This window comes from Stenotrophomonas acidaminiphila (genome assembly GCF_001431595.1).
In the GTDB taxonomy this organism is placed as follows: domain Bacteria; phylum Pseudomonadota; class Gammaproteobacteria; order Xanthomonadales; family Xanthomonadaceae; genus Stenotrophomonas; species Stenotrophomonas acidaminiphila.
This window is the reverse complement of record NZ_LDJO01000019.1, coordinates 26,267-51,696: the sequence shown is the minus strand read 5'-3', so window position 1 is coordinate 51,696 and position 25,430 is coordinate 26,267. Positions and strand designations below refer to the sequence as shown.

The window sequence follows — 25,430 nt, the reverse complement described above, 5'->3', positions numbered from 1 at the left end:
TAACGCCGCACCCGCCTGTTTGCGCTATGCTGCACGGCACCATATGACCATACATATTGCCCGGCATGCTCTATCAACTGCATGAGATGACCCGCAACCTGCTCGCGCCCTGGGTCCACCAGGCGCAGGCCAACGCGGCGTTCTTCAACACCCCGGGGCACTGGTGGTCGTCCATGCCCGGCGCCGACCGGCTGGCGGCGATGAACGAACTGTTCCACCGCCTCGGCAAGGATTACGAGAAGCCGGAGTGGGACATCCACGAGCTGGAGCTCGACGGCGAAGTCGTGCCCGTGGCCCAGCTCACCGAACTGGAAATGCCGTTCTGCCGCCTGCTGCGCTTCAAGCGCCACAGCAACGACGGCGCCCGGGTCGAAGCCCTGCTGGCCCAGCCCGCGGTGCTGGTGGTGGCGCCGTTGTCCGGCCACCACGCCACCCTGCTGCGCGACACCGTGCGCACCCTGCTGCGCGACCACCGCGTGTATGTCACCGACTGGGTCGACGCGCGCATGGTGCCGGTGGAACAGGGCGAGTTCGGCCTGGACGACTACGTCGAGTACGTGCAGGCGTTCATCCGCCACCTCGGCGCGGCCAACCTGCACGTGGTCAGCGTCTGCCAGCCGACCGTACCGGTCCTGGGTGCGGTCGCGCTGATGGCCGGCCGCGGCGAAACCACGCCGCGCTCGCTGGTGATGATGGGCGGGCCGATCGACGCACGCCGCAGCCCCACCGCGGTCAACAACCTGGCCACGCGCAACCCGCTGTCGTGGTTCGAGAACAACGTCATCCACACCGTGCCGGCGCCCTACCCCGGGCAGGGCCGGCGCGTGTACCCCGGCTTCCTGCAGCACGCCGGCTTCGTGGCGATGAACCCCAGCCGCCACCTGATGTCGCATTGGGACTTCTACACCGACCTGGTCAAGGGCGACCTGGACGACGCCAATGCCCACCGCCGTTTCTACGACGAATACAACGCGGTGCTGGACATGCCCGCGCGCTTCTACCTGGACACCATCCGCGTGGTGTTCCAGGAGTTCCTGCTGCCGCGCGGACAGTGGCACGTGCGTGGCGAACGCGTGGATCCGTCGGCGATCCGCGACACCGCGCTGCTGAGCATCGAGGGCGAACTGGACGACATCGCCGGCCTCGGCCAGACCGAAGCCGTGCAGGCGCTGTGCACCGGCATCCCGGCCGCGCGCCGCAGCCACTTCATCGTCGAGGGCGCCGGCCATTACGGCATCTTCAGCGGCCGCCGCTGGCGCGAGGTGGTGTACCCGAAGGTGCGCGACTTCTTCATCGCGCAATCGCAGCCGGCCGCGGCGAAGAAACCGCGCAAGGCCGCCGCCAGCAACGTCACCCCGCTGCGCCGCCGCGCGCAGCGCTGAAGCCCGGCGCACGGCGCGCACCTGCCCGCGCGCCGATGGCGCCGCGGGCGTTGCCATCGCCACAAAGGAAAACGGGGCACACAGGTGCCCCGTCTGGCTGGATCCTATCTGTGGCTTACAACCGCACCAGCAGGTGCTTGGCGATTGCGCCATGCAGCCTGCCGATGGCGCGCGCCAGGTGCAGGGTCGCGAACAGCAGCACCAGTCCCGCGGCCACCGCCAGCGGCCACAGCCACACGCCGTCGCCCATGTTCACGTCGTTGATCCAGAGGTTGACGGGCTGGTCCAGGGCCACATCGGCCAGCGGTGCGAACACCAGCGCCAGCGAGGTCGAAAGCAGGGTCGTGGCGATGCTGAAGTAGACCACGCCCAGCGGCAGCATCAGCACGAAGTACAGCATCGTCAGCCAGGTGCGGACGTCGGTGAACATCGCGCCGATCCGCGCCAGCCAGCCCTGGCTCCTGTCCGTGTACATCGGCCGGCGCGGCATGCGCACGCCCAGCAGCGCCTCGATGATGCGGCCCTCCACCAGCGACAGTACCCGCACCGATCCCAGGAACAGCAGCAGCACCGGGATGCCGATGATCAGGATCATCAGCGACACCGACAGCGACAGCCCGGTCACCACCCAGGTGAAGAAGAACACGCCGGTGACCAGCGACAACAGCATGTAGAACAGCGCGCCATAGGTATGCGGGTCCAGCACCACGCCGAAGAAGCGCGCGGCCGCCGAGCGCGGCTTGGCCGCGACCGGGCCGGCCGGGGCTGCCGCGGTGGCGACGCCCGGCGCGACCGCGGCAACCGGCGGCGGCAGCGGCCGGCGACCGGGCAACGGCGTGCGCAGCGCGCGGTTCACCGTCACCTCGGTCTCGCGGTAGATCTCGGCCACCTCCTCCGGCGCGCCGTAGCTGCCGGCGACACCGGCGATCACGTCGGCCTCGCTCTTGCCGGGCTGCTCGGCCAGCTCCGAGCGCAGGTACTCCTCCGCGTCGTACAGCGCGTCCTGGATCATCGCCGGGTCGGCACCGGCCAGCGCGGCGCGCAGCTGCTCCAGGTATTCGGGAATCGTGGTCGGCAGCGGCCGTGCGTTGGTCTCGTTGTTCATCGTTCGACTCCCTCCAGTACGGACTCCAGCGAGTCCCGGGTGGCATTCCAGGCCGCGATCCACTGCCTGAGCACGGCGCGTCCCTCGTCATTGATGCGGTAGTAGCGCCGTGGTGGCCCGGCCACCGACGGCTCGACATGGCTTTCCAGCAGGCCGGCACCTTCCAGGTTGCGCAGTACCGGGTACAGCGCGCTCTGTTTGCCGCTGAGCACGCCGTCGCCGGTGCGCTCCAGTTCCTTGGCGATCAGGTAGCCGTACAGCGGCTCCCCGGCCTTGGCCAGTACCGCCAGCAGCGCCAGCGACACCGTGCCGGCGCTGAGCTCCTTCTGGAATTTGCGCAGTTGGGCTTCGAACTCACCCATCGCCTTGCTCCTGCCAACTAGCCTGAAGCCAACACTATTACTCACTTCGCTATAGCGGATGTGCCGGTAGTCACCCCACTCCCGGCACGGTCTGGCGGCGGCCCCGGGCGATCCCGCAGAATCGACCCACACCCGATCACGGAACGCGCCCGATGACGCTACGCCCGACCCTGCTGGCCCTGGCCCTGATGCTGTCCCCGCTGCCGGCGCTGGCCGCCGACGCGCCGGCCAAGTACCGCAGCGCACAGGAGATCCTGGCCGCCTCGCCGGACAGCGACTGGCACGTGCCCGCCGCCGACAACCTGCTGTACATGGACCTGGACGGCGGCCGGGTCATCATCGAACTGGCCCCTGGATTCGCCCCCGAACACGCCGGCAACATCCGCACCCTGGCGCGCGAAGGCTTCTGGAACGGCACCAGCATCTACCGTTCGCAGGACAACTTCGTGGTCCAGTTCGGCGACGCCGATGCCGACGACCCGGCCAGGGCGCGGCCGCTGGGCAGCGCCAGGACCCACCTGCCGGCCGAGTTCCAGCGGCCCACGCGGGGGCTGGCGTTCACCGCGCTGCCCGACCGAGACGGCTGGGCCGCGCAAACCGGTTTCGTCGGCGACTTCGCCGTCGCCAGCGACGGCGAACACACCTGGCTGGCGCACTGCTACGGCGCGGTCGGCGCCGGCCGCAACAACGACGAGGACAGCAGCATCGGCGCCGAGCTGTACGTGGTCACCGGGCAGTCGCCGCGCCAGCTCGACCGCAACATCACCCTGGTCGGGCGCGTGCTCAAGGGCATGGAACTGCTGAGCACGATCAAACGCGGGCCCGAACCGATGGGCTTCTACGAGGACGCCGCGCAGCGCACGCCGATCAGATCCATCCGCCTGGCCAGCGACGTGCCGGACGCCGAGCGCACGCCGCTGCGGGTGCTGCGCACCGACTCCAAAACCTTCGCTGATATGGTGGAGGCCCGCCGCAACCGCCGCGACGACTTCTACAAGCGCCCGGCCGGCCATATCGACCTGTGCAACATTCCGCTGCCGGTGCGCTGAGCCGGCCAACCGCGGTTGCCCCCGCCAGGCCGTCGCCGCGTGCGGCCGCGGCCTAGCGCTGGCTCACCGCCACGCTGCCCAGGATCAGGCCGCCGGCGAGCAGCATCTGCAGGGTCACCGGCTCGCCCAGGAACAGCCAGGCGAACAGCGCCCCGAACAGCGGGATCAGGTAGGTGACGGTGGCCGCGCGCGAGGGCCCGACCCGGCCGATCAGGCGGTAGAACACCAGGAACGCCAGCCCGGTGCAGACGATGCCCAAGGCGATGGCGCTGGCCCACGATGCGGCCGATACCGGCTGCCGCGGCCAGTGGTTCAAGGCCATCGGCAGCATCCACAACGCGGCACAGCCCAGCGTGGCCGCGGCCGATGCGGCCGGCGGCAGCCCGCTCATGTGGCGGCGGACCAGGTTGGCCCCCACCCCGTACAGCAGCGCCGCCACCGTGCCGGCCGCCACCGCCGTACCGATCGCCAGCCCCGAGACTTTCGCCGTGGCCAGCACCACGACCCCGGAGAAGCCGACCAGCAGCGCGAGCGCCCGGCGCGGGCCGATTTTCTCGCCGAAGAACAGGTACCCGACCAGGGCGGCGAACAACACGGTCATCGCGTTGCAGATCGCGCCGATCGCCGCCGGCGCACGCTGCGCCGCCCAGGCGAACAGCACGAACGGCAGTGCCGAATTGATCAGGCCGATGGGGGCCAGCCACAACCAGCGCCGCGCCGGGAACAGGGCCCGCGCGCGCCACAGGAAGGGCATCAGCACCAGCGCGCCGAGCAGCAGGCGCACCTCCACCAGCGCGTAGGGGCCGAAATCCGGCACCGCGATGCGCATGAACAGGAACGATGCGCCCCACACCATGCCCAGGCCCAGCAGCTCCAGCGGCGTGGACCAGTCGCGCGCCACCGGCGCCGGTGTCGCCCCGCTCATGGCCCCGGCCCCATCGCCCCTGTTTCCGCCCGCACCGCGCATGCCATGGACATCCCTCCGTTGGTGGAACGCAAGCATCCCTGCAACCGTGCCCGCTGACAAACAGCGCGTGCCCGCACCGGCGCGCTTCACGTTCCCTTGCCCACCGACTGCCCAGGCTGGATTCCCCTTCCCACGGAGAATCCCATGCCCCTGCTGCGCATCCGCATCACCGGCAACGCCGACGACGCCCTGGCCGTGAGCGACCTGCTGCACGGCCTGGAAGGCATCGAGCACGTCGAGGAAACCGACGACCTGATGCCGCACATGGACGACGAGGACTCCAGCTCGGCCGGCCTGTCCGATGACATCGGCCCCGGCATCCACGAACTGGAAGTCGAGATCGGCAATGCCGCCACTGCGCAGAAGGCGCGGCGGGCGGTGGAACTGCTGGCCCGCGAACGCGGGCTGGTCATCGAATACGAGCACGACGAGGGCTGAACCGCGCCGCGGCCACGGCGACTGCAGGGGGACGTGGCGCGTCGCCGGCGCGGTTTGATCCAGGTCAAGACGTTGCGGCCGGTGGCAGCGCACATTCCGCTGTCCACCCACCGCTACAGGAGAGCACCGCGATGACCGACCATTGGCTCGACACCCTCATCACCGCCACCCCGCAGGAAGGCTTCGAGCTCGCGGTGCTGTTGAGCCGCCGCAGCGTCAAGTACACCCAGCCCGACCTGTCCATCCTGCAGAAGCTGCGCCCGGAATACGCCGATTCCGCCGATGGCCTGACTGCCGCCGCGCAGGTCCTGGCGCTCAACTTCCAGACGGTGGCCGCAGCCAACAACTACTGGCGGCCGTGAGATCGCAGGCGCACTCCGGTGCGCCCTGCGACCGGCTCACCCCTGCTGCTGGCGCCGGCGTCGGCGCCACAGCTTCAGTCCGCCCCACAGCAGCACGGCGGCGACCAGCAGCGGCGGCAGCAGGCCGGCAACGACCCGGATCAGGTAGGCCAGGCTGGTGGTGAAGATGCTGCCGAACTCGCCCAGCGCGCGGCCGATCTCGCTGCGGTTGCGCTGGCTGCTGGTCGAATCCAGCTGGATGGTCAGCTTCTGCGTGTCGATGCGCCGGTGCTGCTGGGCGGCATCGCGCCCGGCCTGCTCCAGCGCGGCCTCGATCTCGGCCAGGCGCCGGGAAATGGCCAGCAGGTCGGCCACCGCCAGGTCCCTGCGCTGCTGGTATTCGCCCAGGCGCGCGTGTTCGCCCTTGAGCCGCGCCTGGGCCAGGCGCGTGTCGGCCACCTGCTGTGCCAGGTCCTCGGCACGGGTGTCGCGGCGTATCGTTTCGCCCTTCTCGCTGGCCAGGGCGATGATCGGCTCCACGCCCTGCGGCGCGATCCGCATCTCGATCAAGCCCGAAGCCGTGTCGCCACCGCCCTGCGCCAGCTGCAGCACCGCGCAGTCGCCGAACTTCGCGCTCTGGCAGGCCTCGGCCAGCGCCTTGAGCCGTGGCCCGATCTGTGCGCCGGGCAGCTGCAGCTGCAGCGTGTGTTCATAGGCCAGGAACGCGCCTTCCGGCGATGCCAGCGCCACCTCGGCGGGCACGCCCGCGGCCTCGGCGCCATGCCTGGCACAGCCGGCGCCCAACGCCAGCGCCAGCAGCATGCCGGCCGCCAACCACGGCCGGCGCCGCGCCGCCGTCACCGGCTGGCCCCGTCGTAATGCCTGACTTCCAGTGCGTCCAGATCGACCTGCGGCACGCAGCGCAGGTTGATCGCCACGGTCGGCTGGCCGCTGCGCGGGTCCACCGCCTCGCTGAACGGGGCCACGCCGCAGACGCGGCAGTGGTGGTGGTCGATGTGCCCGGAATTGAAGCGGTAGCTCTCCAGCTGGGCCGGGTCGGTCCTGAGCTCGAAACCGCTGCGCGGGCCGAACCACAGCAGCGAACCGCGCCGCCGGCAGATCGAACAGTTGCAGGACACCGCGCTGGCGATCGGCTCGGCCGATTCGAAAGCGAACGCGATGCGTCCGCAGTGGCAGCTGCCTTCGTAATGCATCGCACGATCTCCACGGGCCTGTCTGGCGGCCATGGTAAGCCAATGGCATGGGCGTCCGCCGCGGCGCTGGCCTATCCTGCGTCATTCCCTCCGCAACAGGTATCCCGATGCGCAAGCACCTGCTCGCCGCCGCCCTGCTCGCCAGCCTGGCCGGTTGCCAGAACAGCGACGCCCCGTCCTCCCCGTCCGCCACCACCGAACAGGCCGGCCAGAGCCAGGCCGACGCGCAGTTCGCCGAACTGTCCAAGAAGGCGCTCGATACCTGGATGCAGCTGTCCCCGGTCAGCGCCACCCAGATCGGCGACCACCGTTACGACGCCGAGCTGGATGACCTGAGCGCCGCCGGCCAGCAGAAGGGCCTGGAGGCCAGCAAGGCGCTGCTCGCCGAGCTGGACAGGATCGACACCGGCAAACTCGGCCGCGAGAACCAGGTGGATGCCGCGATCCTGCGCAACCAGCTGCAGTCCGACATCTGGGGCAACGAAACCCTGCAGTCGTGGCAGTGGGACCCGCAGGTCTATACCGGCCTGGCCGGCAGCGCCATCTACGGCCTGATGGCGCGCGAGTTCGCGCCGCTGCCCGAGCGCCTGAAGTCGGCCACCGCGCGCATCGAGAAGATCCCGCAGATCTTCGCCGCCGCACGCGCCAACCTCGACCCGGCCCGCGTACCGAAGATCCACGCCGAAACCGTGGCCAAGCAGAACCGCGGCATCCTCAGCCTGGTCGAGACCTTCATCGTCCCCAACATCGGCCAGCTCGAAGCCGCCGACCAGGAACGCCTGAAGGCCGCCATCGCCACGCTGACCACCGCCGTCGAAGAGCAGCAGACCTGGCTGGACAAGACCCTGGTACCCAACGCCAAGGGTGAGTTCCGCATCGGTGCGGAGAAGTACGACCAGAAGCTGAAGTTCTCGCTCAATTCCTCGCTGTCGCGCGCGGAGATCGGCGAGCGCGCCCGCGCCGAGCTGACCCGCGTACGCAAGGACATGTACGGCATCGCCCAGGTGGTGCTGAAGGACAAGCCGGGTGCGCCGGAAATGCCGGCCGACCCGACCGACGAACAGCAGCAGAAGGCGATCGAGGCCGCGCTGGAACTGGCCTATGCCGACAAGCCGGCCCGCGACAAGGTCGTCGACGATGCCAAGGCGGCGCTGGATCAGTCCACCGAGTTCGTGCGCAAGCATGACCTGATGACCCTGCCGGACGCGCCGGTGGACATCATCCTGATGCCGGAATTCCAGCGCGGCGTCGCGGTGGCCTACTGCGACTCGCCCGGCCCGCTGGACAAGAACCTCAAGACCTTCTACGCGGTCTCGCCGATTCCGGAGGACTGGAACGACAAGCAGGTCGATTCGTTCCTGCGCGAATACAACAGCCGCATGATCCACCTGCTGTCGATCCACGAGGGCACCCCGGGCCATTACCTGGAAGGCTGGCACTCTGGCAAGTTCCCCTCCACCCTGCGCGCGGTGCTGCGCTCGGGCCTGTTCGCCGAGGGCTGGGCGGTCTACACCGAACGCATGATGCAGGAACAGGGCTACCTGGACAGCGACCCGCTGTTCCACCTGGTGCAGCTCAAGTTCTACCTGCGCACGATTGCCAACGCCATCCTCGACCAGGGCGTGCACGTGGACAACTGGAGCCGCGAGCAGGCGATGCAGCTGATGACCCACGACGCCTTCCAGCAGGAGAGCGAGGCCGCGGGCAAGTGGGTGCGCGCGCAGCTGACCTCGGCGCAGCTGCCGACCTACTTCGTCGGCGCGCAGGAGCACTTCGACACCCGCAAGGCGGTGCAGGACAAGCTCGGCGCGGACTTCAAGCTCAAGGCCTACCACGACCAGATCCTGTCCTACGGCGCGCCGCCGGTGCGCTTCGCGCGCCAGCTGATGCTGGACCAGCCGATCGAGTAACCGCCCCGCGAGGGGATGCGCGAAGGCCCGGGGATTCCCGGGCCTTCGTCGTTGCGGCACCCGCCAGCGCCGCCGCGGCCCCGCGCATGCCCGCACGTGATCGCCGGCAGGCCCCGGTAGCGCACCGCCCCCGTTCACGCAGGCCGGTGCCGCGCCGGGGCATGATCGGCTCCAGTCCCCCTGTCTCCAGGAGATCGCATGAACGTGATGCTTGCCGCGCTGTTGTCCGCCGCCCTGGCCACCGCACCCGCGCCCGCATCCGCCGCGGCGCCGGCCGACTCGCCGCTGGTGGGCCAGTGGCTCCTGGACGTGGACAGCCTGCCGATGCCGCCGGAAGCGCGCCCGAAGCGCGTGGACCTGGTGTTCGCCGCCACGCCCGACGGCCGCTGGAACGAACGCGTCCGGATCGTCGGCCAGGACGACAAGATCATGCACGCCGAATCCACCCTGTCGCTGGACGGCACCCCCGGCCGCGCGTCGGGCACGTACTGGGTCGACGTGCTGGCCGCCAAGATGCCGGCGCCGAACGTGCTGGTCATGCAGTTCGTCTACGAAGGCATCCCGCGCTCGACGCGGGTGTATTCGGTCAGTGCGGACGGCAACGTCATGACCGAGACGGAGTCCTACTTCAAGGACGGCACGCCGGTACTGCGGACGGCGTTGTTCAAGCGCGCCGGGCGTACCCGCTGAGCGCGCCCGCCGCCCTGCCCCGGACGCGAACCGCCCCGGTGGTGGCGCGGTTGACGCCCGCCCGCGCCGGCGCTATTGATCGGCACTCATCCTGCCGGCGCACGCCATGCAAACGATCGACTGGGACGACTTCAGCAAGGTGGAACTGCGCGTGGGCCGCATCGTGGCCGCCGAGCCGTTCGCCAAGGCGCGCCGGCCGGCGTACATCCTGCAGGTCGATTTCGGCCCGGAGATCGGCGTCCGCAAGTCCAGCGCCCAGATCACCGACCTGTATGCGCCCGAGGCGCTGGTCGGCAAGCAGGTGGTGGCGGTGGTGAACTTCCCGCCCAAGCAGATCGGCCCACTGATGTCCGAATGCCTGGTCACCGGCTTCCACAATGCCCACGGCCAGGTATCGCTGTGCGTGCCCGAGCACGACGTCCCGCTCGGTACCCGCCTGCTGTAACGCCCTCCGGAGAACTCCATGGACAGCGATTTCCTGTGCCGTTTCCTGCTGTGGTCGCTGGCGTTCAACTACGCCGTCCTGCTGGTCTGGTTCCTTGCCTTCGTGACCGCGCGCGACGCGCTGAGGCAGCTGCATGGCCGCTGGTTCGCGCTGCCCGATGCCAGCTTCGATGCGATCCATTACGGCGGCATGGCCGCGTACAAGATCGGCATCCTGCTGTTCAATCTCGCCCCGCTGGCGGCGCTCTGGCTGGCGCGCCGCGGCGGCTGATCCGGCGCCTTCGCCGGCCTCCGTCGCTTTCCTGCCGAGGACGCCCATGACCCGCACCACCACCGACAGGACCAGCGCGCGCGGCAGAACGGCCGCGGCCAGGCGCGCCGCCGGCTTCACCGCCGAAGAACAGGCGGCGATGAATGCACGGGTGAGGGAGCTCAAGGCCGAGGCCCGCGCCCAGCGCAGCAGCACCGACGGCAAGGCCGAGCTGCTGGCCCGGGTCGACGAGATGCCCGCGGCCGAACGCGACATGGCGCGCCGCATCGATGCGCTGGTCATGGCCACCGCACCGGGCCCGCAGCCGCGCACCTGGTACGGCATGCCGGCGTGGGCGAAGGACGGCAAAGTGCTGTGCTTCTTCCAGGGTGCGGGCAAATTCAAGACCCGCTACGCCACCTTCGGCGTCAGCGACCAGGCGCAGCTGGACGAGGGCGGGCTGTGGCCGACGGCCTTCGCCATCCACCGGTTCAGCGATGCCGGGGCCACCATGGTGCGCCGGGCCGCCGGCTGAACCGGCACCGGTGCCACCTCATCCGCAGCAGAGCCACCCAACACGGCAATCCACGGGGACAACGCATGGGCAAGGGACGTCTTGAAGCCTTCAGTGACGGCGTACTGGCGATCATCATCACCATCATGGTGCTGGAGATGAAAGCGCCGGAGGGCGCCACGCTCGACGCGCTGCTGCCGCTGGCGCCGTCGTTGCTGAGCTACGTGCTCAGCTTCATCTACGTGGGCATCTACTGGAACAACCACCATCACCTGCTGCAGGCCTGCAGGCGCGTCACCGGCAGCGTGCTGTGGGCCAACCTGCACCTGCTGTTCTGGTTGTCGCTGCTGCCCTTCGCGACCCGCTGGATGGGCAACAACCACCTGGCGCCGCTGCCATCGGTGGCCTATGGCCTGGTCCTGCTGGCCTCGGCCATCGCCTACTGGCTGTTGCAGCGGCGCATCATCGCCGCCGATGGCAGCGCGTCGGTGCTGCGGCATGCGCTGGGCGGCGACTGGAAGGGCAAGCTCTCGCCGCTGCTCTACCTTGCCGGGATCGGCGCCACCCTGGCCGATGCGCGGCTCGGCCAGGCGCTGTACGCGCTGGTCGCGCTGCTGTGGCTGATTCCGGACCGGCGCATCGAGCACGAGCTGGAGCACTAGCCGTGTAAACCCGGCATGCCGTGCCGCCGCGACCAGCATCCACCGCGGTGGCCTGGACGCTGGCACCCGCCGCGCGACTGCAACTGGCGCCTGCTCAGGTACGCGCCGGCGGCGGCAGCCAGCAGCCCAGTACCGCCTGCAGCTCCGCCGTCTCCACCGGCTTGCGCAGCACCAGGTACCCCTGCTCCTGGGCGTGACCCAACTCGGCCGAATCCAGCTCGCCGCTGATCATGGCGCCGTTCGCTTCCGGCAAGCGGCCAAGCAGTTCGCACAACAGTTCGAAACCGCTCTCTCCCGAACGCAGGCGCTGGTCGCAGAACACGACATCCGGCCTGAAGCCGGATTCGATCAGGTGCAGCGCCTGTCCGCCCGATTCGACGCAGGTGGCCTGCAGTCCCCAGGACTGCATCAGGGTCTGCCAGGCGCTGCGCACCAACGGGTCGTCGTCAACCACCAGGCAGGTGCCCATGCCATGCGCCACCGCGCCTGGCGCGACCGGATCGGCCAGCCGGACGCTCGCCGGCAGCGTCGCCGGCTCCCCCGCTTCGGGGTGGATCCAGAAACACGAGCCCCTGCCTTCGCGGGAACGGAAGCCGTGCCTCGCGCCCATCATGGCGCAGCACCGGGCGACGACCGCCAGCCCCAACCCGTGGCCGGCGCTGTCGATGCCCCAGGCATGGGCATTGCGGAAGAACGGCGAGAAGATGGCGTTGCCATCGCGCATCGCGATGCCGATGCCGGTGTCCCAGACTTCGCAGCGCCAACTGCCGCCACGGCGGCGGACGGCCAGCAGGATGCCGCCCCGGCGCGTGTAGCGCAGCGCGTTGTGCAGCAGGTTGTTCAATGCCTGGCGCAGGAGTGTTGCGTCGGCGATGGCGATCGCCTGCCCCGGGGGGAGGTGCACGCGCAGCGCCAACCCGCGATCGCGCGCCTCCTCGCGGAAAACCGCCGCGACGTGGGCGATCATCCCGGCCAGGTCCACGGCCTCGCTGCGGACCTGCACCCGGCCGCTTTCGATCCGCGACAGGTCGAGCAGCGCATCGAACATCTGCGTGGCCGAGTGCACGCTTTCGCGCAGGTCGGCCAGGGCCGTATCCAGCGCGCGGTCGCGGTTGCTGCGTGAAATCGACTCCACCAGGAAGCCCATGGCATGTACCGGCTGGCGCAGGTCGTGGCTGGCCGTGGTCAGGAACAGGTGCTTGTCGTACAGCGCCCTTTCGGCCTGCTCCTTGGCCTGGCGGAAATCCTCGGCCAGGCGCGCGGCCTCCTCCTGCAGCACCACGTTCTGCACGAAGAAGCGCAGGGAGATGGCCGAGTGCCTGAGGATCGTGAGGATGTAGATCAGCGCCAATGGCATCACGTAATACCCGTGCCCCGGGAAGCTGTAGGGCACCAGCAGGGTCAGGCTTCCCCAGCCGGACAGGAAGAAGCAGCGGAAGACCGACAGCACCGGCGAGGCGTGCACCGAGTTGCTGGCCACGATCGCCGCGATCGTCACCAGGTAGAGCAGCTGGAATTCGAACGTGGCGTGCGCGGCCGTCAGCAACGGCGGCACGGCCATGCTGGCGCCGTAAACCAGCGCCACCCCATGGATCAACGGCGACCAGCGGCGCAGCACCACATCGGCGGCGTCCCGTGCGCAGGCGCGCTGGTAGCGCCGGTACAACCAGCGGACGATCCAGAAGCCAACGAAATACCACGCCGACCACAGCACCAGCCCGAACGGGTTCTGCCCGAGCCGCGCATACCAGGCAATGAAGGGCAGGCTGACGACGACCATCGCCCCGAAGCCGTAATTGATCCGGGCGAACGCCACCTCCAGCAGGCCTACCCGGCGCGCAGGGCTGATATCGGCATACCCGGGCGCCCTGTCGGTGGCGGTCGGCCGCGCCGGGTCCTGCTCAGACATCGATCCGCTTCCCGCTCAGCCGGGTTATCAGTTCGATGCGGTTGCGCGCGCCCAGTCGCTCCAGGATGCCGCTCACATGCTCCTTGACCGTCTGTTCGGTGAGCGACAGCTGTTGCGCCACGCGCTTGTTCGGCAGGCCCTTGAGCATCAGCGCCAGCACCTCTCCCTGGCGTGGGGTCAGGCCCAGTTCGGCCGGGCTCAGCGGCAGGCTGCGTGCCCCATCGTTCGCCTGAGTGGCAAGCGGAGCATCGTCGAACCATGCGTCGCCGCGCAGCGCCGCGCTCACCGCCCGGGCGAACACCGCGGGCTCGGCATGCTTGAGCACGAAACCATCGACCGCCAGCCGGTGCACCTTGTCGCGGATCGCCGGGTCGCCGTCACCACTGATCACCAGCAGGCGCATGCCCGGATACTCGGCGCGAAGCCGCGCCAGCATCGGCAGTGCGGTGCCTTCCGGCAGCCAGAAATCCACCAGGGCCAGGGTCGGTACCCCGACCTGCACCAGGTGCGTCCACAGGTCATCGGCGTGGCAGATCGCCTCGGCGCGCGCGAACCCGCAATGCGTGCGCAGATAGTCGGCAATGCCGCGCGCAACCAGCGGATGGTCGTCCACGACCACGGCCGAGCATTCGTTCCGTAACGTCATCGCGATGCCGCTGCGACCGGGCGAAGGCCGGGATTCACGTGCGCTGCCCGGGTCGTGCGCTTGCCAGCCATCTTTCCGTCCCCCTTGCCGCGACAGCGGCGGTCCGGGCCACCCGCCGTGGTGCCAGCGGGCCACACCGACTACCCATGCCCGCCCTCGCCGGCCAGGCACCGCTTCAGTTCATCGCGTGCCTTGAGTCCATCGTGCCATGCGATGTCGGCAATCGACGTGCCCTGGTAAATCACCTCGAAATGCCAGTCATCCCGCATCCCCGCCAGCAGCGCTTCGATGCTCGGTATCGCGAACAGCAGCATCGGCGGTGCCTTTGCGCCTGCCTTGGTGTAGATGGCGTTCAAGGTAGCCGGCTGCAGATTACCCTGCTTCAGGGTCACGCGCACCGGCGTGCCATTGCCGAGCCGTGGAAAGGCGTGCTCGCTGCCCAGCGGCGAAAAGCCCAGCAGCGCGCCGCCGTAGCCCCCGCCCGGGCCGAACAGGGTCACCACCATTCCGTCGCTGATGCCGTCGACCCGTTCGCGCTTGACCCGCTTGCCGCGGAGGAACGAAGCCGCACAGTATTCGCCCGGGCGGGCACCCGAGCGGGCCTGCATGAACTCCCACCAGCCAGCGATGACTTTCTCCCGGTAGCGGATCGCTTCTTCCTTGTTCGATTCGAGGATGTCCCCGGAGTTGATCTCTGCCCGCCGGGTTTCCATCATCGATCCCAGTACGTCGAACGATGCGCCGTCCACGCCGGATGCGGCCCCGCACGGCACGCCCGCCAGCGACAGTCCCGCTGCCAGCATCATGTTCCTGATCATCGCCATCCTCCTCCGTCCGTTGTCGTGCTTTGCCGCATCCGCCGCCGTGGCGAGTGCGCTCAAGGACCGGCCGCATGGCGCGCCAGCGCCTCGCACATGCTGCGGGTGCGCCCCAGTCCGGCGCCTTCGTAGTCGGACCGGACCAGGATGTCGTCCACGCGCCATTGTCCCAGCGCATCGCGCCGGGTCCGGAATTCCACGAAACACATCGCAAAGCCGCCGGCATCGCCGCCCACCACGCCCTGGCTGCCGTAGGCCGTCACCGCGTCCCGCTCCCAGGTATGGGTGTAGCGCAGGAAACGGGTGTCGCCGGCCTCGTCGAACTGCGGGTTGCCCATGAGCGCGACGACATCCTGCTCGGGCCGGCCTTTCCAGATGGCGATCAGGCTGGATTCCAGCGGCGTCAGCTTGCGGCCATCGGGCCCTCTGCCGCCGGCGCCCACAGCCTGCGTGTCGGCCCGCATCTGTGCCTGCAGCTGCGCGATGCCCTGCCCCAGGTCGGCCTGGATCGACGCGGTGCCCGCTTCCAGTTCCCGCTGCTTCTGCTTCAGTTTCTGCATCGCGGCCTGGCGATCGGCCTCGGACAGCGGCGTGGCCCACTTGCCGCTCGGGTCGGGGCGCTTGCCGGCGAGGACCTTCTCCCACCAGAAATTCTCCCAGGCAAATTCCAGGAATCCGGACGGCAGCGTCTCCGCGATCAACGGCATGTCCACCGGCAGGCCCAGCGCGACGACGCGCTTGCCGAACTCGCCGGCATCGAACGTGCCGCCGGCCTTGATGGCGGCATGCAGGGCGTGGTCGAAGGCGATGTGATTGCAGGCAATCGCGCCCGCCCGGGAGAGCGCAGGGGCGGCGGACGTGTTCCAGCCGGTGGCGGCGACCGGCTCGGTTTTCAGGTCCGTGCGCCTGAGCTGGTAGCTGCCGGGCCCGATGCGGAAGGTGACCGCATCGCCGGCGCGCACCCGCGGCGTGTTTTCCCTCGCGCGCCCGCCTGCCCTGTCCATCGGGAAGGCGCCGGGACACTGGAACTGCAGTTTCATGTGCACGAACTCGGGCTTGTCGGCACTCTCGTACACCGCCGTCACGTCGATCTCGCGGACCTCGGTCGCGCCCCCGACCCCGGCCGGTGGTGTGCGATTGGCGATGACCCGGACATCGGCGAAGTAGGCGATGCGGTCATCGACGGCGCCCGCGTACTGCAGCACCACGGCAAAGGCCCGCGCCTCCGGCGGCAACAGCAGCGCAGCAACCAGCGGCATCCACAACCAGCGCGTGGCGTTCATTCGCAGATCCGGGACCGGCCAGTGACGGGAGCGCGCATGGCCGTCGGCAATCGCCAGGCGCGGGCAATTATGCGTAGCCGCCCCGCCCTTGGCGGAACCCTACCGCAGTAGGGTTGATCGCGCGCAATGGCTTTGGAACATTCCGACTCCCGATCAGAACGCCTGAAGAAAGGAGCTCCACCATGAGGAACACTGCTGCATGGGCCGCGCTGGCCGCGTTGGCTGCAATAACTTCGGCCTGCGCCTCGTTCTCGGTCAGTGATGACGCCATCGAGCAGAGCACCGCCCATGCGCTGGGCCTGCCCGAAGGGGCGTTCACCATCACCGATCGCAGCAACGACGGGGTCAAGGCAAGCTACAAGGTCAGGACCGACAGCGGCAAACAATACTCGTGCTATGTCACTGGCGGAGTATCGATCACGGGGCGCGCGGTGTCCGATTCGATCTGTTCCGAACTCGGCAAGGGCGGCATGAGCGGCAAGCCTGCCACTGACGGCGCGTGCAATGCGCTGCTGAAGGCGGCAGGCAAGTGCTGAGGCAGCGCGCGGTGTAGCCGCATCTATCGCAGCCCGCATTGCGGCAATGTTCGCCGCAAAAGGCAACCGGCGGCACGCCGCCGGCATCCTGCCCCATGGCTCCCCAGCCGGCGCGCCCCTCAGGCACCGGGCGCGGGCTCACTCTTCCGCGGCGACGAAGCCCCCGGTCTGGCGCGCCCACAACCGCGCATACAGGCCGTTGGCGGCGAGCAGTCCGGCATGGGTGCCGGTCTCGACGATGCGCCCCTGGTCCATCACCACCAGCCGGTCCATGCGCGCGATGGTGGACAGGCGGTGGGCGATGGCGATCACCGTCTTGCCGCCCATCAGTTCGTCCAGGCTCTCCTGGATCGCGGCTTCCACTTCCGAATCCAGCGCCGAAGTCGCCTCGTCCAGCACCAGGATCGGCGCGTCCTTGAGCAGCACCCGGGCGATGGCGATGCGCTGGCGCTGGCCGCCGGAGAGCTTCACCCCGCGTTCGCCGACATGGGCGTCGTAGCCGCTGCGGCCCTCGCTGTCGCGCAGTTCGGCGATGAAGTCGTCGGCACGCGCCTTGGCGACGGCTGCGCGCAGCTGCGCCTCGCTGGCATCGGGACGGCCGTAGAGCAGGTTGTCACGGATCGAGCGGTGCAGCAGCGAGGTGTCCTGGGTGACCACGCCCACCTGCGCGCGCAGTGAGTCCTGCTGCACCGTGGCGATATCGACCCCATCGACGAGGATGCGGCCGCGCTCGACGTCATGGAAGCGCAGCAGCAGGTTGACCAGCGTGGACTTGCCCGCACCGGAGCGTCCGACCAGCCCGATCTTCTCGCCGGCGCGCACGTGCAGGTCCAGGCCCTCGATCACCCCGTGGTTCTTGCCGTAATGGAACGACACGCCTTCGAAGCGGATATCGCCCAGCACATGCGCCAGCGCCGGCGCACCGGGCGCGTCGTCCACCGTCGGCGGCAGCGAGATCGAATTGATTCCGTCGTGCACGGTGCCGATGTTCTCGAACAGCGCCGACAACTCCCACATGATCCACTGCGACATGCCCAGCATGCGCAGCACCAGCGCCACCGCCACCGCCACCGAACCGGCGCTCACCGAGCCGCCGTGCCACAGCCACAGGCCCAGCGCCACCACCGAGAACAGCAACAGCATGTTCAGCGCGTACAGCAGCGTGTAGATGCGCGTGGCCAGCCGCATCTGTGGGTGCACCTTGTCCAGGAAGCCGGCCATCGCCTCGCGCGCATAGGCCTGCTCGCGCCGTGAATGCGAGAACAGCTTGACCGTGGCGATGTTGGTGTAACTGTCCACGATGCGCCCGGTCATCTCCGAGCGCGCATCGGCCTGCTCGCGCGAGATACGCTCCATGCGCGGCACGAAATGCCACATCAGCAGCGCATAGCCGACCATCCAGCCCACGAACGGCAGCATCATCCGCCAGTCGGCGGCGCCGGCCACCGCCAGCGTGCCGATGAAGAACACCAGCACGTAGTTGCCGATATCGAACAGCTTGACCACCGTCTCGCGCACCGCCAGCGAGGTCTGCATCAGCTTGGTGGCGATGCGCCCGGCGAATTCATCCTGGAAGTAGCCCATCGACTGCCGCAGCAGGTAACGATGCACGCTCCAGCGGATGCGCATGGGGAAGTTGCCGAGCAGGGTCTGGTGCTGCACCAATGAGTTGAGCAGCACCATCAGCGGCAGCGCCACCACCACCAGCAGCCCCATCCACAGCAGGCGCCGGCCTTCGGCATCGAGGAAGGTGTCTGGGGTGCTGGCACCGAGGCGGTCCACCAGCGCGCCGACGTAGGCATACAGCGCCAGCTCGGCCACGGCGATGCCGGCCGTGGTCAGCGCCATCAGCACCAGCCACTTTTCCGCGCCGCGGGTGTAGTGGCGGCAGAAGGCATAGAGCCCGCGCGGCGGCTGCGCCGGCGGATCGGGCGGGAACGGATCGAGGCGGGATTCGAACCAACGGAACATGGAGACGGGCCAGCGGACGGACGGGGCCTGTCATTGTCGCGTATCCCCACGGCGCAGGGGGCTGGCCGGGCGCCGGTGCCCCGCCAGGCCTTGACGATGCCTGGCCCGCGCGGGCGGCAACCAGGCACCAATGGGCCGGGACGCAGGGGCAACCGGCCTGTCCACCGGTTCCGCATGCAGCACCGCGGGGAACCGCTGTCCTGCGGCAATGCATGGCTGGCGGACGGCACTTTGGCATCCAGCGCGCATCCAGATGGCGATGGCATGGCCCTTTCCACCCTGCCGGGTGGAAGCCGGGACCGCAATGAATCGATAATCGGCGCGGATGCGCGACGCCGCAGCGGCGCCCGCGGACACGGCAGTTGAATCGACACTCATGGAAAGGAGACGGCAATGCGCTGGTGGACACTGCTTCTCATCGCGGCCGGGCTGGCGGGCGGCTACAACTGGTGGAGCCACCGCTCCCCTGGCGGCGCCGCGCCGGCAACGGCAACGGCAGGCAACGACGGCTTCGTCGCGGTGGAAATGCCGACAGGCACACCGCGTGACACGGTGCTGGTGCTGGCACCGCCCAACTGCCCGTCCGAGCAGGCGCAGCGGGCCGAAGCCCTCATCCGTGAGCTGACCGACATCGGCATCCCGGTGAAGCGCGGCAGTTCCTTTTCCTTCAACATCGAAAACCCCAGCCAGGAACAGCGCACTGCCGTGGACCGCACCGTCGAGGTGTTCCAGCAGGGCGCGCCCGCGGTCTTCATCAATGGCATGGGCATGTCCAATCCCACGACGTCGCAGGTCGTGGCGGTCTATCGCAGCACCCGCGGCGGTTAGGCGCGCGCAGGAAGAACGCGACCGCCGACGGAAGCCGGGCAACCAGGCCTGCCATCAGGCTGACGCCGGGCCGGTCCAAGACCGTCCTGGCGCCGGCCACGGAGCATGGCCTCCATCACGGGCAGGCCACACGAACACGGCCCCACCCGGGGCGTGGGCACACACGACCGGACGCGGGAGCGGCAGGCCCGCCCCCCTGCCCCGCATCGGCATGCCACGGTGCAGGCCCCGCCCCGGCACGGACCATCACGGCGTCGTCGGCACCAGCAGCAGGTCCTGGAAGTCGAAGCTGAAGTCGGTCAGCGACGACACCGCCTGCATGCGCACTTCGCGCACCCTGCCGTCGGGATCGAGATTGAAATTGACGAAGGCGTCGGCGTTGAGCGAGCGGTTGTCCCAGCGCACGATGAAGGTGTCGTGCTGCCAGTGCTCGAGGCGGCCGACCAGGTCGGCGGTGGCACCGAAGCGCAGCCGCAGCGCACCGCCCTGGTGCTCCAGGTACACATCGCCGTACCACGCATCGCGGTAGGTACCGGCGTAGCCGGACAGCGGCAGCGAAGGCCGGCTCCTGGCATCGCGCGCGGCCACGTGCTTCTGCCAGCCCTCGTCGGCGTTGTCCTGCGCCTTGGCCACGCTGGCGGCGTAGGCGGCCACCCAGTCATGCGCCGGCGCGCCCAGCATCGCGTCGAGCACGCTCATGGTGATGGCGTTGAACGCCGCGCCCGATTCCTGGTTGGTCAGCACCACCACGCCCAGCTTCTGGTCGGGCACCAGGGTCAGCCGCGACACCTGCCCCGGCCAGCCGCCGGTGTGCCATACCAGCTTCTGGCCGCGGTAGTCGCTCAGGCTCCAGCCTTCGCCATAACCGGCGAAGTTGGGCCGGGCCGGGGCCAGTTCCGGCACCGACGGCGCGGCCACCACCTGCGGGATCTGCATCTGCCACATCTGCTGCTGGGTCTTCTCGGAGAACAGCGGCGAACCATCGGCCAGGCGGCCACCGGCCAGCTGCACGTTCATCCACAGCGCCAGGTCGTGCACGCTGGAATAGAGGCCGCCGGCGCCGGCGTTGTTGGACCAGGTCAGCGGCGCCACCGGACGCAGGTCCTTGAAGTCGAACTTGGCATGGCCGATGGCGGCCTTGTCGCCGGGCTTGAGGTGGTCGGCGTTGTAGCGGGTGCCGGCCATGCCCACCTTGTCGAAGATGCGCTGCTGCAGGAAGTCGGCATAGGACAGGCCGGATACCTTCTCGATCACCTGCTGGGCGACCGCGTAGAGGATGTTGTCGTAGGCGTAGCGGTCGCGGAAGCCGTTCTTCAGCGGCACGTGCGCCAGCCGCGCCACCACTTCGGCGTTGCTGTAGGTGGTGGTCGGCCAGAACAGCAGGTCGCCGGCCCCCAGGCTCAGCCCGCTGCGGTGCGAGAGCAGGTCGCGGATGCGCATCTCGCCGGTGACGTAGGGGTCGGACATGCGGAAACCGGGCAGGTGGTCGACCACCCGGTCGCTCATCTTCAGCCGGCCTTCCTCGGCCAGCAGGTTCAGCGAGGTCGCGGTGAACGCCTTGGTGTTGGAGGCGATCGCGAACAGCGTATCGGCCTGCACCGGCTCGGGCCTGCCGATCTCGCGCAGGCCCCAGCCGCGCTCCAGCACCACCTTGCCGTCCTTGACCACCGCCACCGCCACGCCCGGCACGTCGAACTGCTGCCGCACCCGCTCCACCGTGGCATCGAGTTGCTGCAGTTCCACCGGCATCGCCGCCTCCTGTGCGTCCGCCACCTGTGCCGCCACGCCCATCGCGAGCACCAGCCCGCTGCCCAGCCACTTGTTCAATGCGTTCTCCCTCGGGATCGATGCCGGCATGCCGGCCTTCTCGCGATGGTAACGCGGCCACCGCCACCCTCGCCTTCCACGCCACCGGAGCCACGCCATGGAGCTTGCCGCCACGACCACCGCCACCATCGTGCCCTGCCTGCGCTACCGCGACGCACCGGCGGCAATCGACTGGCTGTGCCGCGCCTTCGGCTTCCAGCGCCATGCCGTCTACCAGGACGGCAGCACCGTCCACCATGCGCAGCTGGTGTTCGGCAACGGCATGGTGATGCTGGGTTCGGTGCAGCCCGGCGCCTGGGGCAGCCACATGATCCAGCCCGACGAGGTCGGCGGCATGGAGACCCAGAGCGCATGCGTGATCGTGAGCGACGCCGATGCCCATTACGCGCGCGCGACCGCGGCCGGCGCGGAGATCGTCATCGACATCGCCGACCAGGATTACGGCGGCCGCGGCTACGCCTGCCGCGACCCGGAAGGCCACCTGTGGTGGTTCGGCAGCTACGACCCCTGGGCCGCGGCCACGGCATAGGCCGGCGTCGGCGGCGCGTGCCGATAGAATCGGCGCGATGACGCCCCCGGACCCGCATGCCCATGGATGACCTGTTCGCCGCCGCCCCCGCCCCCACCGCGCCGGGCGTGCACGTCGGCATCGGTGGATGGATCTACGCGCCGTGGCGCGGCGGCATGTTCTATCCAGCCGGACTGGTGCAGCGGCGCGAGCTGGAGTACGCCAGCCGCCAGCTGAGCGCCATCGAGATCAACAGCACCTACTACGGCACGCAGAAGCCGGCGACCTACGCCGGCTGGCGCGACGCCACCCCGGACGGTTTCCTGTTCTCGGCCAAGGCGCCGCAACGCATCACCGGCGCCCGGCGCCTGGCCGGTACCGGCGCGCAGATCGAGGACTTCGTCGCCGGCATCGCCGCGCTGGGCGACCGCCTGGGGCCGCTGGTCTGGCAGTTCGAGGCCGGGCGCACGCTGGACCGCGACGACTTCACCGCCTTCCTCGACCTGCTGCCGGCCACGCTGGACGGTCGTACGCAACGCCACGCGCTGGAGATCCGCGACCCGGCGTTCCTCGACGCCGCACTGGTGGCGCTGGCACGGCAGCGCGGCATGGCGCTGGTCTTCACCGATTCGGCCGACTACCCCAATGCCGCCGACCTGTGCGCCGACTTCGTCTACGCGCGGCTGATGCGCAGCCGCGACGACTGCGCCGCCGGCTATCCGCCGCAGGCACTGGCGCAGTGGGCGCGCCGCGTCGGCGACTGGCGGCACGGCCGCGACCACCCGGACCTGCCGCACGCCAGCCCGGTCGCGGCCGCGGCGGCCCCGCGCGAGGTGTTCGTCTACTTCATCGGCGCGGCCAAGCACCGCAACCCGGCGGCGGCGCGCGAACTGCTGCGCCTGCTGGGCGGAAACTGAAGCATCGATTGCGGCGCCGGCGAGGGACATCGGCGACAATCCGCCGATGTCCAATCCCGATACCCGCAAGGCCCTGCTGCAGATCCATTTCTGCGTGTTGCTGTGGGGCGTGACCGCCATCCTCGGCAAGCTCATCACCCTGCCCGCGCTGCCCCTGGTGTGGTGGCGGATGCTGCTGGTGGTGGCGATGCTGGCGCTGCTGCCGCGGGTGTGGCGCGGACTGTCCGCACTGACCCCGCGGCTGGCGCTCGGCTACTGCGGCGTCGGCGCACTGGTGGCGCTGCACTGGCTCACCTTCTACGGCGCGGTGAAGCTGGCCAACGCTTCGGTGGCCGCCACCTGCATCGCGCTGGCGCCGGTGTTCACCGCCATCGTCGAGCCGTGGATCGCACGGCGGCCGTTCCAGCCGCGCGAACTGGCCTTCGGCCTGGCGGTGCTGCCAGGTGTGGCGCTGGTGGTGGGCGGCGTACCGCACGGCATGCGCCTGGGCGTTGCGGTGGGCGCGCTGTCGGCGCTGCTGGTGGCGGTGTTCGGCTCGTTCAACAAGCGCCTGGTCAGCCATGCCGACCCGTTGACCGTCACCGCGCTGGAGCTGGGTGCGGGCACCCTGACCCTGACCCTGCTGGCGCCGGCCCTGCCGCTGCTGCTGCCGGCCCTGGCCAGCAGCCCGTGGGTGCTTCCCGACCTGCACGACACGGTGCTGCTGCTGGTGCTGTCGGGGCTGTGCACGCTGCTGCCGTTCGCGCTGGCGCTGGTGGCGCTGCGCCACCTCAGCGCCTATACGGTGCAACTGGTGACCAACCTGGAGCCGGTGTATGCCATCGTGCTGGCGATGCTGTTCCTGGGCGAACAGCACGAGCTCACGCCGCTGTTCTACCTGGGCGTGGCCATCATCATCGGCGCGGTATTCCTGCACCCGCTGCTGAACCGCGCGCGCCCAGCACCCTCGGCCAGCGCACAGCCGGAATAGCCGCGCTTACTCCGCCACCACCACCCGGTCGCGGCCCTGTGCCTTGGCCTGGTAGAGCGCCGCGTCGGCGCGCCGCAGCATGTCCTGCGCCGACTCGCCGGGCTGCTGTGACGCCAGCCCGATGCTGACCGTGAGCGGCAGCCCCAGCGGCAAGTGCGCGACCGCCTGGCGCAGGTACTGGCACTGCAGTTCGGCCTGCGCCAGCGGCGTGCGCGGCATCAGGATCACGAATTCCTCGCCGCCATAGCGCGCGGCCATGCCGCATCCGGCGAACTGCGCCCGCAGTACCCCGGCCAGCTCGACCAGCACCCTGTCGCCCTCGTTGTGGCCGTGGATGTCGTTGACCTGCTTGAAATGGTCGATGTCGACGATGGCCACGGCCGGGGGCATCCCGGTACCGCGCTCGATCGCCTCGGCCAGCGCCAGCGCCAGCGCACGCCGGTTCGGCAGCCCGGTCAGCGGATCGGTGCGGGTCTGCTCGGACAACTCCAGGTTCTGCTGCTCCAGCTGCACGTAGTACTCGGCCAGGCGTGCCTCGTACCACTCGTGCTCGCTCTGGTGGTGGTCGATGCGGCGGCGCAGGCCGCGCATCTCCAGCAACCGCGCCACCTGCCGCGACAGCGCCTGCAACGCCTCGGCCTGGGGACCGGCGAGCTGGCCGGGACGCGAATCGAACACGCACAGCGTGCCCAGCGCGTAACCGTCGCTGCTCAGCAACGGCGCACCGGCATAGAAACGGATGAAAGGATCGGCGGTGACCGAGGGGTTGCCGCGGAAGCGCTCGTCCAGGAGCGCATCCTCGACCACGGTCAGGCGTGTCGGCTGCAGGATGGCGTGGGCGCAGAACGCCTCGTCGCGCGGGGTCTGTTCGCCTTCAAGTCCCTGCAGTGACTTGAACCACTGGCGCTGGCCATCGACCAGGGTCACCGCGCCCATCGAGGTACCGCAGATGGCGCGGGCGATGGTCACCAGGTCCTCGAACTCCTGCTCGCGCGGGGTATCGAGGATGCGATAGCGCTGCAACGCGGCCAGGCGCTCGGCCTCGTTGGCAGGAAGGGGCGGCTTGATCATCCGGAAACCAGACCAGTCCCTGGGCGTGACGGAAACAGCGGTGAGTTTAGCCTCACCCCGCCGCGGTCAACGCGGCGAGCCGGTCACACTTCACCATTCCCGTTGCTGCGGCAGCAGGCCGCCCAGCTCCTGCTCGGTGAGATTGCGCCACTGCCCGGGCTTCAGCGCGCCCAGCTTGATGTTGTCGATGCGCACCCGGCGCAGTTGGGTGACGCGGTAGCCGAAGGCGGCGGCCATCAGCCGGATCTGCCGGTTCAGGCCCTGCTGCAGCACGATGCGGAAACCGAACTTGGCGATGCGCGTGGTCCGGCACGGCAGCGTCATCTGGTCGTGGATGCGCACGCCGCGCGCCATGCCGCGCAGGAATTCCTCGGTGACCGGCTTGTTCACCGCCACCAGGTATTCCTTCTGGTGGCCGTTCTCGGCGCGCAGGATCTGGTTGACGATGTCGCCGTTGCTGGTCATCAGGATCAGGCCTTCCGAATCCTTGTCCAGGCGGCCGATCGGGAAGATGCGCTGCTCATGGCCGACGAAGTCGACGATGTTGCCCTTGACCGCGCTCTCGGTGGTGCAGGTGATGCCCACCGGTTTGTTCAGCGCAATGTAGACGTGCCTGCGACCGGTGCTCTTCTGCACGGCGCGCGCACGCAGCGGCTGTCCATCGACGCGCACCTCGTCGCCCTCGCCGACCACCGCGCCGGTACCGGCCACGATGCCGTTGACGGTCACGCGGCGGGCGCCGATCAGGCGATCGGCCTCGCGGCGGGAACAGAAGCCGGATTCGGCGATGTGCTTGTTGAGTCGGGTCGTCATCGACC

General features: G+C 69.4%; 28 protein-coding genes. 15 read left to right on the top strand and 13 right to left on the bottom strand.

Going from position 1 to position 25,430, the window contains the following annotated elements; genetic code table 11:
* The first annotated feature begins 65 nt into the window (after window positions 1–65).
* Window positions 66–1,382 (top strand): polyhydroxyalkanoate depolymerase, encoded by a 1,317-nt coding sequence (locus tag ABB33_RS05745; protein ID WP_056931457.1) that lies wholly within the window; start codon window positions 66–68, stop codon window positions 1,380–1,382.
* A 115-nt stretch (window positions 1,383–1,497) separates the two neighbouring features.
* Here the strand turns inward: ABB33_RS05745 and ABB33_RS05740 are convergent, their stop codons facing one another.
* Both ABB33_RS05740 and ABB33_RS05735 read right to left on the bottom strand, forming a co-directional pair.
* On the bottom strand, window positions 1,498–2,487 hold the full coding sequence (locus ABB33_RS05740; RefSeq protein ID WP_056931456.1) for a sensor domain-containing protein: 990 nt from the start codon (window positions 2,485–2,487) through the stop codon (window positions 1,498–1,500).
* Window positions 2,484–2,849, bottom strand: a complete 366-nt coding sequence (locus ABB33_RS05735; protein ID WP_054666856.1) for a PadR family transcriptional regulator — start codon at window positions 2,847–2,849, stop codon at window positions 2,484–2,486. Before ABB33_RS05735 ends, ABB33_RS05740 begins: the two co-directional genes overlap by 4 nt.
* Before the next feature lie 152 nt (window positions 2,850–3,001).
* Between ABB33_RS05735 and ABB33_RS05730 the strand changes: the two genes are divergently transcribed.
* Entirely contained in the window at window positions 3,002–3,898 is an 897-nt protein-coding gene (locus ABB33_RS05730; protein ID WP_054666858.1) for a peptidylprolyl isomerase, read from the top strand.
* 52 nt (window positions 3,899–3,950) lie between these two features.
* On the opposite strand, the gene ABB33_RS05725 is transcribed toward ABB33_RS05730, so the two are convergent.
* Window positions 3,951–4,823, bottom strand: coding sequence for a DMT family transporter (locus tag ABB33_RS05725; protein ID WP_056931455.1), 873 nt, complete (start codon window positions 4,821–4,823; stop codon window positions 3,951–3,953).
* Window positions 4,824–5,009: 186 nt separating this feature from the next.
* On the opposite strand from ABB33_RS05725, the gene ABB33_RS05720 reads away from it, so the two are divergent.
* Entirely contained in the window at window positions 5,010–5,303 is a 294-nt protein-coding gene (locus ABB33_RS05720; RefSeq protein WP_054666860.1) for a hypothetical protein, read from the top strand.
* Window positions 5,304–5,434: 131 nt separating this feature from the next.
* Window positions 5,435–5,665 carry a hexameric tyrosine-coordinated heme protein gene (locus ABB33_RS05715; protein WP_056931454.1) on the top strand — a complete coding sequence of 77 codons (231 nt, stop codon included), beginning with the start codon at window positions 5,435–5,437 and terminating at the stop codon, window positions 5,663–5,665.
* A gap of 36 nt (window positions 5,666–5,701) precedes the next feature.
* On the opposite strand, the gene ABB33_RS05710 is transcribed toward ABB33_RS05715, so the two are convergent.
* Both ABB33_RS05710 and ABB33_RS05705 read right to left on the bottom strand, forming a co-directional pair.
* Complete coding sequence (locus ABB33_RS05710) at window positions 5,702–6,466, bottom strand: DUF4349 domain-containing protein (RefSeq protein ID WP_182212799.1); 765 nt, start codon at window positions 6,464–6,466, stop codon at window positions 5,702–5,704.
* 35 nt (window positions 6,467–6,501) lie between these two features.
* Window positions 6,502–6,858 carry a GFA family protein gene (locus ABB33_RS05705; RefSeq protein ID WP_054666865.1) on the bottom strand — a complete coding sequence of 119 codons (357 nt, stop codon included), beginning with the start codon at window positions 6,856–6,858 and terminating at the stop codon, window positions 6,502–6,504.
* A 107-nt stretch (window positions 6,859–6,965) separates the two neighbouring features.
* Here ABB33_RS05705 and ABB33_RS05700 point away from each other — a divergent pair, with 107 nt between their 5' ends.
* The 6 genes from ABB33_RS05700 (at window position 6,966) to ABB33_RS05675 (ending at window position 11,328) form a co-directional block, all read left to right on the top strand.
* Entirely contained in the window at window positions 6,966–8,768 is a 1,803-nt protein-coding gene (locus ABB33_RS05700; RefSeq protein WP_056931453.1) for a DUF885 domain-containing protein, read from the top strand.
* A gap of 198 nt (window positions 8,769–8,966) precedes the next feature.
* Window positions 8,967–9,458, top strand: a complete 492-nt coding sequence (locus ABB33_RS05695) for a hypothetical protein (protein ID WP_054666869.1) — start codon at window positions 8,967–8,969, stop codon at window positions 9,456–9,458.
* 106 nt (window positions 9,459–9,564) lie between these two features.
* On the top strand, window positions 9,565–9,903 hold the full coding sequence (locus ABB33_RS05690) for a tRNA-binding protein (RefSeq protein WP_054666873.1): 339 nt from the start codon (window positions 9,565–9,567) through the stop codon (window positions 9,901–9,903).
* A gap of 18 nt (window positions 9,904–9,921) precedes the next feature.
* Window positions 9,922–10,173, top strand: coding sequence for a DUF6868 family protein (locus tag ABB33_RS05685; protein WP_056931452.1), 252 nt, complete (start codon window positions 9,922–9,924; stop codon window positions 10,171–10,173).
* A 46-nt stretch (window positions 10,174–10,219) separates the two neighbouring features.
* Entirely contained in the window at window positions 10,220–10,687 is a 468-nt protein-coding gene (locus ABB33_RS05680) for a hypothetical protein (RefSeq protein WP_056931451.1), read from the top strand.
* Window positions 10,688–10,752: 65 nt separating this feature from the next.
* The gene (locus ABB33_RS05675) at window positions 10,753–11,328 is read left to right on the top strand and encodes a TMEM175 family protein (RefSeq protein WP_054666878.1); all 576 of its coding nucleotides are present in this window, start codon (window positions 10,753–10,755) and stop codon (window positions 11,326–11,328) included.
* Window positions 11,329–11,422: 94 nt separating this feature from the next.
* Here ABB33_RS05675 and ABB33_RS05670 read toward each other — a convergent pair whose 3' ends face one another.
* The 4 genes from ABB33_RS05670 to ABB33_RS05655 all read right to left on the bottom strand — a co-directional run bounded on the left by ABB33_RS05670 (window position 11,423) and on the right by ABB33_RS05655 (window position 15,984).
* Window positions 11,423–13,237, bottom strand: a complete 1,815-nt coding sequence (locus ABB33_RS05670) for an ATP-binding response regulator (protein ID WP_056931450.1) — start codon at window positions 13,235–13,237, stop codon at window positions 11,423–11,425.
* A complete protein-coding gene (locus ABB33_RS05665; protein ID WP_056931449.1) occupies window positions 13,230–13,883 on the bottom strand; it encodes a LuxR C-terminal-related transcriptional regulator in 654 nt (217 codons plus the stop codon). Before ABB33_RS05665 ends, ABB33_RS05670 begins: the two co-directional genes overlap by 8 nt.
* A gap of 140 nt (window positions 13,884–14,023) precedes the next feature.
* On the bottom strand, window positions 14,024–14,701 hold the full coding sequence (locus ABB33_RS05660; protein ID WP_152984978.1) for a hypothetical protein: 678 nt from the start codon (window positions 14,699–14,701) through the stop codon (window positions 14,024–14,026).
* A gap of 59 nt (window positions 14,702–14,760) precedes the next feature.
* Window positions 14,761–15,984, bottom strand: a complete 1,224-nt coding sequence (locus tag ABB33_RS05655) for a hypothetical protein (protein ID WP_056931447.1) — start codon at window positions 15,982–15,984, stop codon at window positions 14,761–14,763.
* A 182-nt stretch (window positions 15,985–16,166) separates the two neighbouring features.
* On the opposite strand from ABB33_RS05655, the gene ABB33_RS05650 reads away from it, so the two are divergent.
* Entirely contained in the window at window positions 16,167–16,520 is a 354-nt protein-coding gene (locus ABB33_RS05650) for a hypothetical protein (RefSeq protein ID WP_056931446.1), read from the top strand.
* Window positions 16,521–16,658: 138 nt separating this feature from the next.
* On the opposite strand, the gene ABB33_RS05645 is transcribed toward ABB33_RS05650, so the two are convergent.
* The gene (locus ABB33_RS05645; protein WP_056931445.1) at window positions 16,659–18,491 is read right to left on the bottom strand and encodes an ABC transporter ATP-binding protein; all 1,833 of its coding nucleotides are present in this window, start codon (window positions 18,489–18,491) and stop codon (window positions 16,659–16,661) included.
* A 393-nt stretch (window positions 18,492–18,884) separates the two neighbouring features.
* Between ABB33_RS05645 and ABB33_RS05640 the strand changes: the two genes are divergently transcribed.
* A complete protein-coding gene (locus ABB33_RS05640; RefSeq protein ID WP_056931444.1) occupies window positions 18,885–19,319 on the top strand; it encodes a hypothetical protein in 435 nt (144 codons plus the stop codon).
* 246 nt (window positions 19,320–19,565) lie between these two features.
* Here the strand turns inward: ABB33_RS05640 and ABB33_RS05635 are convergent, their stop codons facing one another.
* Entirely contained in the window at window positions 19,566–21,110 is a 1,545-nt protein-coding gene (locus ABB33_RS05635; protein WP_056931506.1) for a serine hydrolase, read from the bottom strand.
* 133 nt (window positions 21,111–21,243) lie between these two features.
* On the opposite strand from ABB33_RS05635, the gene ABB33_RS05630 reads away from it, so the two are divergent.
* The 3 genes from ABB33_RS05630 (at window position 21,244) to ABB33_RS05620 (ending at window position 23,541) form a co-directional block, all read left to right on the top strand.
* Complete coding sequence (locus ABB33_RS05630) at window positions 21,244–21,675, top strand: VOC family protein (RefSeq protein ID WP_054666893.1); 432 nt, start codon at window positions 21,244–21,246, stop codon at window positions 21,673–21,675.
* A gap of 62 nt (window positions 21,676–21,737) precedes the next feature.
* Window positions 21,738–22,571: a DUF72 domain-containing protein gene (locus ABB33_RS05625; RefSeq protein ID WP_056931443.1), complete on the top strand. Its 834-nt coding sequence runs from the start codon at window positions 21,738–21,740 to the stop codon at window positions 22,569–22,571.
* Between the two features lie 46 nt (window positions 22,572–22,617).
* Window positions 22,618–23,541: a DMT family transporter gene (locus tag ABB33_RS05620; RefSeq protein ID WP_056931442.1), complete on the top strand. Its 924-nt coding sequence runs from the start codon at window positions 22,618–22,620 to the stop codon at window positions 23,539–23,541.
* Window positions 23,542–23,547: 6 nt separating this feature from the next.
* Here ABB33_RS05620 and ABB33_RS05615 read toward each other — a convergent pair whose 3' ends face one another.
* Window positions 23,548–24,612 (bottom strand): GGDEF domain-containing protein, encoded by a 1,065-nt coding sequence (locus tag ABB33_RS05615; RefSeq protein ID WP_056931441.1) that lies wholly within the window; start codon window positions 24,610–24,612, stop codon window positions 23,548–23,550.
* A 90-nt stretch (window positions 24,613–24,702) separates the two neighbouring features.
* On the bottom strand, window positions 24,703–25,425 hold the full coding sequence (locus ABB33_RS05610; RefSeq protein WP_056931440.1) for a pseudouridine synthase: 723 nt from the start codon (window positions 25,423–25,425) through the stop codon (window positions 24,703–24,705).
* Window positions 25,426–25,430 lie beyond the last annotated feature (5 nt).

Excerpts from the sequence above, each read along its gene's own strand:
- ABB33_RS05675 (WP_054666878.1), top strand. The coding sequence starts at position 10,753 with ATGGGCAAGGGACGTCTTGAAGCCTTCAGTGACGGCGTACTGGCGATC.
- ABB33_RS05735 (WP_054666856.1), bottom strand. The coding sequence starts at position 2,849 with ATGGGTGAGTTCGAAGCCCAACTGCGCAAATTCCAGAAGGAGCTCAGC.
- ABB33_RS05630 (WP_054666893.1), top strand. The coding sequence starts at position 21,244 with ATGGAGCTTGCCGCCACGACCACCGCCACCATCGTGCCCTGCCTGCGC.
- ABB33_RS05705 (WP_054666865.1), bottom strand. The coding sequence starts at position 6,858 with ATGCATTACGAAGGCAGCTGCCACTGCGGACGCATCGCGTTCGCTTTC.
- ABB33_RS05625 (WP_056931443.1), top strand. The coding sequence starts at position 21,738 with ATGGATGACCTGTTCGCCGCCGCCCCCGCCCCCACCGCGCCGGGCGTG.
- ABB33_RS05665 (WP_056931449.1), bottom strand. The coding sequence starts at position 13,883 with ATGACGTTACGGAACGAATGCTCGGCCGTGGTCGTGGACGACCATCCG.
- ABB33_RS05740 (WP_056931456.1), bottom strand. The coding sequence starts at position 2,487 with ATGAACAACGAGACCAACGCACGGCCGCTGCCGACCACGATTCCCGAA.
- ABB33_RS05685 (WP_056931452.1), top strand. The coding sequence starts at position 9,922 with ATGGACAGCGATTTCCTGTGCCGTTTCCTGCTGTGGTCGCTGGCGTTC.
- ABB33_RS05670 (WP_056931450.1), bottom strand. The coding sequence starts at position 13,237 with ATGTCTGAGCAGGACCCGGCGCGGCCGACCGCCACCGACAGGGCGCCC.
- ABB33_RS05635 (WP_056931506.1), bottom strand. The coding sequence starts at position 21,110 with ATGGGCGTGGCGGCACAGGTGGCGGACGCACAGGAGGCGGCGATGCCG.
- ABB33_RS05680 (WP_056931451.1), top strand. The coding sequence starts at position 10,220 with ATGACCCGCACCACCACCGACAGGACCAGCGCGCGCGGCAGAACGGCC.
- ABB33_RS05725 (WP_056931455.1), bottom strand. The coding sequence starts at position 4,823 with ATGAGCGGGGCGACACCGGCGCCGGTGGCGCGCGACTGGTCCACGCCG.
- ABB33_RS05640 (WP_056931444.1), top strand. The coding sequence starts at position 18,885 with ATGCGCTGGTGGACACTGCTTCTCATCGCGGCCGGGCTGGCGGGCGGC.
- ABB33_RS05615 (WP_056931441.1), bottom strand. The coding sequence starts at position 24,612 with ATGATCAAGCCGCCCCTTCCTGCCAACGAGGCCGAGCGCCTGGCCGCG.
- ABB33_RS05660 (WP_152984978.1), bottom strand. The coding sequence starts at position 14,701 with ATGATCAGGAACATGATGCTGGCAGCGGGACTGTCGCTGGCGGGCGTG.
- ABB33_RS05650 (WP_056931446.1), top strand. The coding sequence starts at position 16,167 with ATGAGGAACACTGCTGCATGGGCCGCGCTGGCCGCGTTGGCTGCAATA.
- ABB33_RS05745 (WP_056931457.1), top strand. The coding sequence starts at position 66 with ATGCTCTATCAACTGCATGAGATGACCCGCAACCTGCTCGCGCCCTGG.
- ABB33_RS05730 (WP_054666858.1), top strand. The coding sequence starts at position 3,002 with ATGACGCTACGCCCGACCCTGCTGGCCCTGGCCCTGATGCTGTCCCCG.
- ABB33_RS05610 (WP_056931440.1), bottom strand. The coding sequence starts at position 25,425 with ATGACGACCCGACTCAACAAGCACATCGCCGAATCCGGCTTCTGTTCC.
- ABB33_RS05655 (WP_056931447.1), bottom strand. The coding sequence starts at position 15,984 with ATGAACGCCACGCGCTGGTTGTGGATGCCGCTGGTTGCTGCGCTGCTG.
- ABB33_RS05700 (WP_056931453.1), top strand. The coding sequence starts at position 6,966 with ATGCGCAAGCACCTGCTCGCCGCCGCCCTGCTCGCCAGCCTGGCCGGT.
- ABB33_RS05645 (WP_056931445.1), bottom strand. The coding sequence starts at position 18,491 with ATGTTCCGTTGGTTCGAATCCCGCCTCGATCCGTTCCCGCCCGATCCG.
- ABB33_RS05690 (WP_054666873.1), top strand. The coding sequence starts at position 9,565 with ATGCAAACGATCGACTGGGACGACTTCAGCAAGGTGGAACTGCGCGTG.
- ABB33_RS05715 (WP_056931454.1), top strand. The coding sequence starts at position 5,435 with ATGACCGACCATTGGCTCGACACCCTCATCACCGCCACCCCGCAGGAA.
- ABB33_RS05710 (WP_182212799.1), bottom strand. The coding sequence starts at position 6,466 with ATGCTGCTGGCGCTGGCGTTGGGCGCCGGCTGTGCCAGGCATGGCGCC.
- ABB33_RS05695 (WP_054666869.1), top strand. The coding sequence starts at position 8,967 with ATGAACGTGATGCTTGCCGCGCTGTTGTCCGCCGCCCTGGCCACCGCA.
- ABB33_RS05720 (WP_054666860.1), top strand. The coding sequence starts at position 5,010 with ATGCCCCTGCTGCGCATCCGCATCACCGGCAACGCCGACGACGCCCTG.
- ABB33_RS05620 (WP_056931442.1), top strand. The coding sequence starts at position 22,618 with ATGTCCAATCCCGATACCCGCAAGGCCCTGCTGCAGATCCATTTCTGC.